This window comes from Aquiflexum sp. (genome assembly GCF_977115555.1).
Window position 1 is genome coordinate 1 of sequence record NZ_CDSBKL010000283.1, and the last position, 5,485, is coordinate 5,485.

General features: G+C 43.0%; 5 protein-coding genes. 4 read left to right on the plus strand and 1 reads right to left on the minus strand.

The genetic code is table 11. From position 1 onward, the window contains the following. Positions 1-309 precede the first annotated feature (309 nt). Complete coding sequence (locus tag ACZFYI_RS14900; RefSeq protein ID WP_462524921.1) at positions 310-1,071, minus strand: creatininase family protein; 762 nt, start codon at positions 1,069-1,071, stop codon at positions 310-312. Between the two features lie 325 nt (positions 1,072-1,396). On the opposite strand from ACZFYI_RS14900, the gene ACZFYI_RS14905 reads away from it, so the two are divergent. From ACZFYI_RS14905 to ACZFYI_RS14920, 4 genes are all read left to right on the plus strand, one after another. After that, the gene (locus ACZFYI_RS14905) at positions 1,397-2,383 is read left to right on the plus strand and encodes an isoaspartyl peptidase/L-asparaginase family protein (protein WP_462524922.1); all 987 of its coding nucleotides are present in this window, start codon (positions 1,397-1,399) and stop codon (positions 2,381-2,383) included. A 3-nt stretch (positions 2,384-2,386) separates the two neighbouring features. Continuing rightward, on the plus strand, positions 2,387-3,133 hold the full coding sequence (locus ACZFYI_RS14910; RefSeq protein ID WP_462524923.1) for a copper homeostasis protein CutC: 747 nt from the start codon (positions 2,387-2,389) through the stop codon (positions 3,131-3,133). Further along, positions 3,130-3,708 carry a sugar O-acetyltransferase gene (locus tag ACZFYI_RS14915; RefSeq protein WP_462524924.1) on the plus strand — a complete coding sequence of 193 codons (579 nt, stop codon included), beginning with the start codon at positions 3,130-3,132 and terminating at the stop codon, positions 3,706-3,708. The genes ACZFYI_RS14910 and ACZFYI_RS14915 overlap by 4 nt, the downstream gene beginning before the upstream one ends. A gap of 87 nt (positions 3,709-3,795) precedes the next feature. Then, entirely contained in the window at positions 3,796-5,340 is a 1,545-nt protein-coding gene (locus ACZFYI_RS14920) for an FG-GAP repeat domain-containing protein (protein ID WP_462524925.1), read from the plus strand. Positions 5,341-5,485 lie beyond the last annotated feature (145 nt).

Consider the following 5,485-nt stretch of genomic DNA (forward strand, 5'->3'; position numbering starts at 1 on the left):
CGTTTCAAAAAAATTTTGAAACTTTTTTCTCCCTAATTACCCAAAAAAATAAAATATAATTTAATATAAAAAAGAACATTTCAAAAAAAAATAATGCAATAAAAATTCCAAAAATAGCCATTTTACCCCCCAGTCTCCCCCCACCTTCCTCCCACCTTCCCCCCACCTTCCGTTATACCCTCCCCCACCATTCGTTAACTTTTGACCAATTTCTAAGAAACCATATCATTATTCCGATATTTTTTACAATTGCACATTTCCAAGATGGAAACTTAGGTATCTTCTTAGCAGAATTGGTACCCAACCACATTACTCATAAAGCTTCTTCATGTCCACCTTACATAGGTCAATCATCAGCTGACCGACTTTGGCACAGACATCATGGAAATACCTTTCTCCTTTTTCGGCACTGGATTTTTTGGGATTGCCGATGCCCGTATCTTCGGTCACTTCTGACCATTTCCTTTCGGCCCAAGCCCATTTTTCCTTGATGCCGGGGATGACGGATTTCTTCTCCTTGCCTTCTCCTGCTTCTTCCAAAGGCAATACCAATCGTGGATGGAGGTACATGATCAGGCTTGTTTCCATCTCATCGGCATGGTCTCCTGATTCTTCAAAATATAGGCTCTTATCCAAGGCATGATACCAATTGCAGGTGACGAGCAACATCTCTGGAAATTGAAGTCCAAGTTCCCTGAGCATGGTCTTAAAATCATTGCCACCGTGGCTGTTCAGGATCAAAAATTTCTTAACCCCTTGCCTGTCCAATACCGTCAGGATATCTTTCAATATGGCCATTTGGGTACTTGGGTTCATGTTGATATCAAGGTAGATGTCACTCTGACCGGTATTCACCCCAAAAGGCAAAACAGGGAGAATAACTGCTTTGGCTCCTTTTTCCCAGGCAAATTTTCCCGCTCCGGCGGCAATTGACTCCGCTTCAAAAATGTCTGTCCCATAAGGCATATGGTAATTGTGTGCTTCTGTGGCTCCCCAAGGCAAGATAGCCAATTCAAAGCGTTGGTGTTCTAGGTTTTTCCAGTTGTTTTCAGCAAGGATATAAGGTCTCATAGTTAGTATCAGGAATTAAGTATCAAGTATCAAGATTTCAGAATTAATAAGTGAGAGGCGGAGTAGGCAGTCTCAGTAATCAGTGGTCAGGTTTGAGGGGATGCATTTAACACGAAGTGCCATAATTAAGATAACTTGATAACTTGACAACTCGAGAACCCGACAACAGCTTCAGCGGACAACCGCTACAACCACTAGAACCACTTCAGCCCTTCTCTCCTCCAACTTCTTTAAAAATTTCAACGATCCCAAATATATTTATCCGAAATTTTTTGAATCTTTAATCTTCAATCAATTTAAAGTTTTTTGAACAAACAAATCCATCATGTCCAACAGAAGATCATTTCTTAAAAAAACCCTTGTTTCCACCTCATTACTTTTGCCTGGCGGAATTATCGAAGCTTGCGCCAATCCTGTACAGGATTCTACAGGTGAAAAATTCAAACCGCTTATCCTCTCCACCTGGAACCATGGCATGCCCGCCAATGACCGTGCATGGGAGGTTTTGATGAAATCAGGGAATCTCGTCGAAGCCGTGGAAGAAGGAGTGAAAGTCACTGAATTGGACATGGACAACTTATCTGTTGGTCTTCAGGGACTTCCTGACAGGGAAGGAATCCCCACCTTGGATGCTTCCATCATGAAGGGAGACGGAAGCTGCGGATCGGTCGCATTTGTCAGGCAGGTGAAGCATCCGATTTCTTTGGCCAGAATGGTCATGGAGGAAACACCTCATGTGATGTTGGCGGGAGAAGGTGCGAGGCAGTTTGCGATCTCGAAGGGTTTTCCGATGGAATCTGAGACCCTCAGTCCAAAAGCCGAAGAAATGTATCAGGAATGGAAAAAGGAATCCAAATACAAACCCATCATCAATATTGAAAACCATGATACCATAGGGATGATAGCATTGGGTCAGGATGGGAAGTTGGCAGGTTCCTGTACCACAAGTGGCTTGGCATTCAAAATGCACGGCAGGGTAGGGGACAGTCCTATTATCGGGGCGGGATTGTATGTGGATGATGAAGTAGGTGCCGCTACAGCTACAGGACTTGGTGAAACCATCATCCGGATCTGTGGAAGTTTCCTTATCGTGGAGCTTATGCGTCAGGGAAGAACACCCCAAGAAGCCTGTGAGGAGGCGGTGAGAAGACTTGTTGCCAAAAACTCCACTAATATCAAAGACATTCAGGCAGGATTTCTTGCCATTAATAAAGACGGAGAATACGGTGCCTATGCCGTACATCCTGGTTTTAATTTTGCAAGGCACCATAGCAATGGCGGTTCATTGATAGATTCTAAAAGCAAATTCTAAGCGATGGGAAAGATCTTGTTGGAAGCTCCTGTTTTTACAGCGGAGGCGGCACTTAAAGCCGCGGAATATGGTATAGACAGGCTGGAACTTTGTTCCGATTTTGGGGAGGGTGGCGAAACCCCAAGTGCAGGCATGCTCGCATTTCTTAAGGAAAAAGTGGATATCCCCATTTTTGTGATGCTGAGGCCTCGGGGAGGAGATTTTGTCTACACGTCGGAAGAGCTGTATATCATGAAAAAGGAAATCGCCATCCTCAAAAGCCTTGGGGCTGATGGCTTTGTTTTTGGGGTTTTGGATCCAAACGGAAATGTGGATAAGGATGCCTGCAAATACCTTATAAACGTGGCCGAAGAACTGCCCTGTACATTTCACAGGGCTTTTGACATAGCCGCGGACAAGAAAAAAGCATTGGAGACGATCATTGACTTGGGATTTCAAAGGATATTGACTTCGGGTGGAGAAAATGATGTGAGCAAAGGTTTGGAGGTAATTTTAGAGTTATTTGAGTTGGCAGGTGAGGAAATCATCATCATGCCGGGAGGAGGATCTAAGCCTGAACATGTTTCCCAATTGAATATAAAAGGGCAACTCCGGGAAATCCATGCCTCATGCAAAAGCTTTAGGCCTACCCAAAGTACTTATTTTCATCCTTCTGTTTCCCTTTCCTCCGACCCAAATGCATTCAGGCAGGTTTTGACTGTAGACCATGCTATGGTCAGCATGTTCAGAAAAGAAATAACTGCACAATGACAGAAAGAGAAAAATTGTTAGCGGGAGAATACTATAACTCCAGGGATTCTGAACTGCTGGAAATGTACCATCATGCCAAAGAATTACTCCGAAAATGGAGCGAAATATCTTCGCGGGAGGGAGCTGAAAAATCAAAGATCCTCCAATTGCTATTTGGAAAAATCGGCAATGGCGTTTGGATAGAGGGGCCTTTTTATTGCGATTATGGCAGGCATATCTCTATCGGAGAAAATACTTTTATCAATACCAATGCGGTATTCCTGGATTGCAATAAGATCGATATCGGCAAAAATGTCCTGATCGGACCGAATGTTCAGATTTATACTGCGACGCATCCGTTATCGGCAGGAGATAGGATCATTTCCCATCCCGGAAAAGACGAAGCACCTTATAAAACCCGAGCGCTTCCTGTGCAGATCGGAGACAACTGTTGGATCGGTGGCAATACAGTTATCCTTCCCGGAGTAACAATCGGAAGCAATGTTACTGTCGCTGCAGGTTCGTTGGTTACCAAAGATATTCCTGACAACAAGCTCGTCATGGGTAGTCCTTCCCGACTGATTCGGGATATATAAAGTACTATTTCCCCGTTTGTATAAACTTCAGCTTTTTCTAAAACACTCCTGCATACTTTGTCCGTTCAGGATTGAATGGGAAGCGAAATGGGTAAACAATTTTTGATTTGGGGAGCGATTTTTGGTTTTTTGGTGTCTTGTACTCCAGGATCTAAGGTTGAAAATGAAGGTTTCGATCAATTGCAGGGTTTGGGAAATGCATCTCTAGAGCTTTCAGGGAAAGAGCTTTCTGACCTTTATTGCCAAGCCTGCCATATCAAACCTGATCCGCGATTATTGGACAAGACTACCTGGAAAAATGGGGTCCTACCCGATATGAGGAGGAGGTTAGGACTCATCAATGCAGAAGATTTCGGAGCCAAAGTAGGTGAAGACAATGATGCCCCTCCCGGGATTTATGCTACCGCTCCTTTGGTCACTCAAGCCGATTGGGATAAAATCCAGGAATACTACCTGAGTCTTGCTCCTGATTCACTTGAATCCATTCCTTTGGATCAAAACCTCAAAGTAAATACAGGTTTATTTACAGTTAGGAATCCTGGTTTTCATAATAAAAAACCAAGTCTCACTACACTTATTCGCTACCATCCCCAAGAGAAATTATTGTATATGGGGGATAGGCAGAAAGGCCTTTTTAGGGTCGATCTGATTGGTATGAAAATCATGGATTCGATAGGGATAATTTCTCCTGCTTCGGATATCAGGTTTAAGGATACCGGTTTTGAGCTCTTGACAATGGGAGTGATGGACCCTTCCAATTTTGCTTTTGGAAGATTGCAGGATTATGTTTTGAAGGAGAAAAAAGCGCCCATCATCTTGATGGATAGTCTACGGAGACCAGTACACTTTACCCGTGCAGACCTTACACAAAACGGGCAGGATGAGCTTGTAATGAGTTTTTTCGGCAACCACATCGGGTCTCTTTCATGGTTTGAAAAAGTCGATGATGACTACCTAGAGCATATTTTGAATTCCAATCCCGGTGCCCGCAAAACTGTCGTGGATGATGTCAATGGGGACGGATTGCCGGATGTGATTGCCATGATGACACAAGCCAAAGAAGGGATTTACACCTATATCAATCAGGGGAAAGGGAAATTCAAAGAAGAAGTCTGGCTTCAATTCCCCTCTGTTTATGGTTCCTCGGATTTTGATTGGGTAGACATAACTGGAGATGGGTTCAAAGATTTGGTCATCGTCAATGGTGACAATGCTGACCTTTCTCCCATCTTGAAACCATATCATGGACTCAGGATTTTTTCCAATGATGGTAAAAACGGTTTCGCGGAAGCTTATTTCTATCCCATGTATGGTGCAAGTGCTTTGCTGACAGGTGACTTTGACCGGGATGGACGGTTGGATGTGGCAGTGAGCTCCTATTTCCCTGATAAAAGCGGAGATACAATTATAAATTTCCTTTTGTTTCAACAAACCGAGGACATGGAATTTCAAGTGGGCAGTATCGAAGAATTGGGGAAATGGTCTTGGTTGGTCATGGAAAAGGCCGACATTGACGAGGATGGAGACTTGGATATCATCTTGGGAAGTTTTGATTTCCAGACAAGGTATGCGCTACCTGCTAGGGACTGGATGCCTTTTGTGGTACTGGAAAATAATACCAACTCAAAATAATTTATTTTATTTTTTTGAATTTATTGTTTATTATATTTTGTAATGTATTTAATTCTTAATCAAACTTAGAGTCTTACACTGCTTTAATATATTTCGCTGTTAATAACCCAACGAATTCCACATTACGAAATCTTTTAGTTTATCA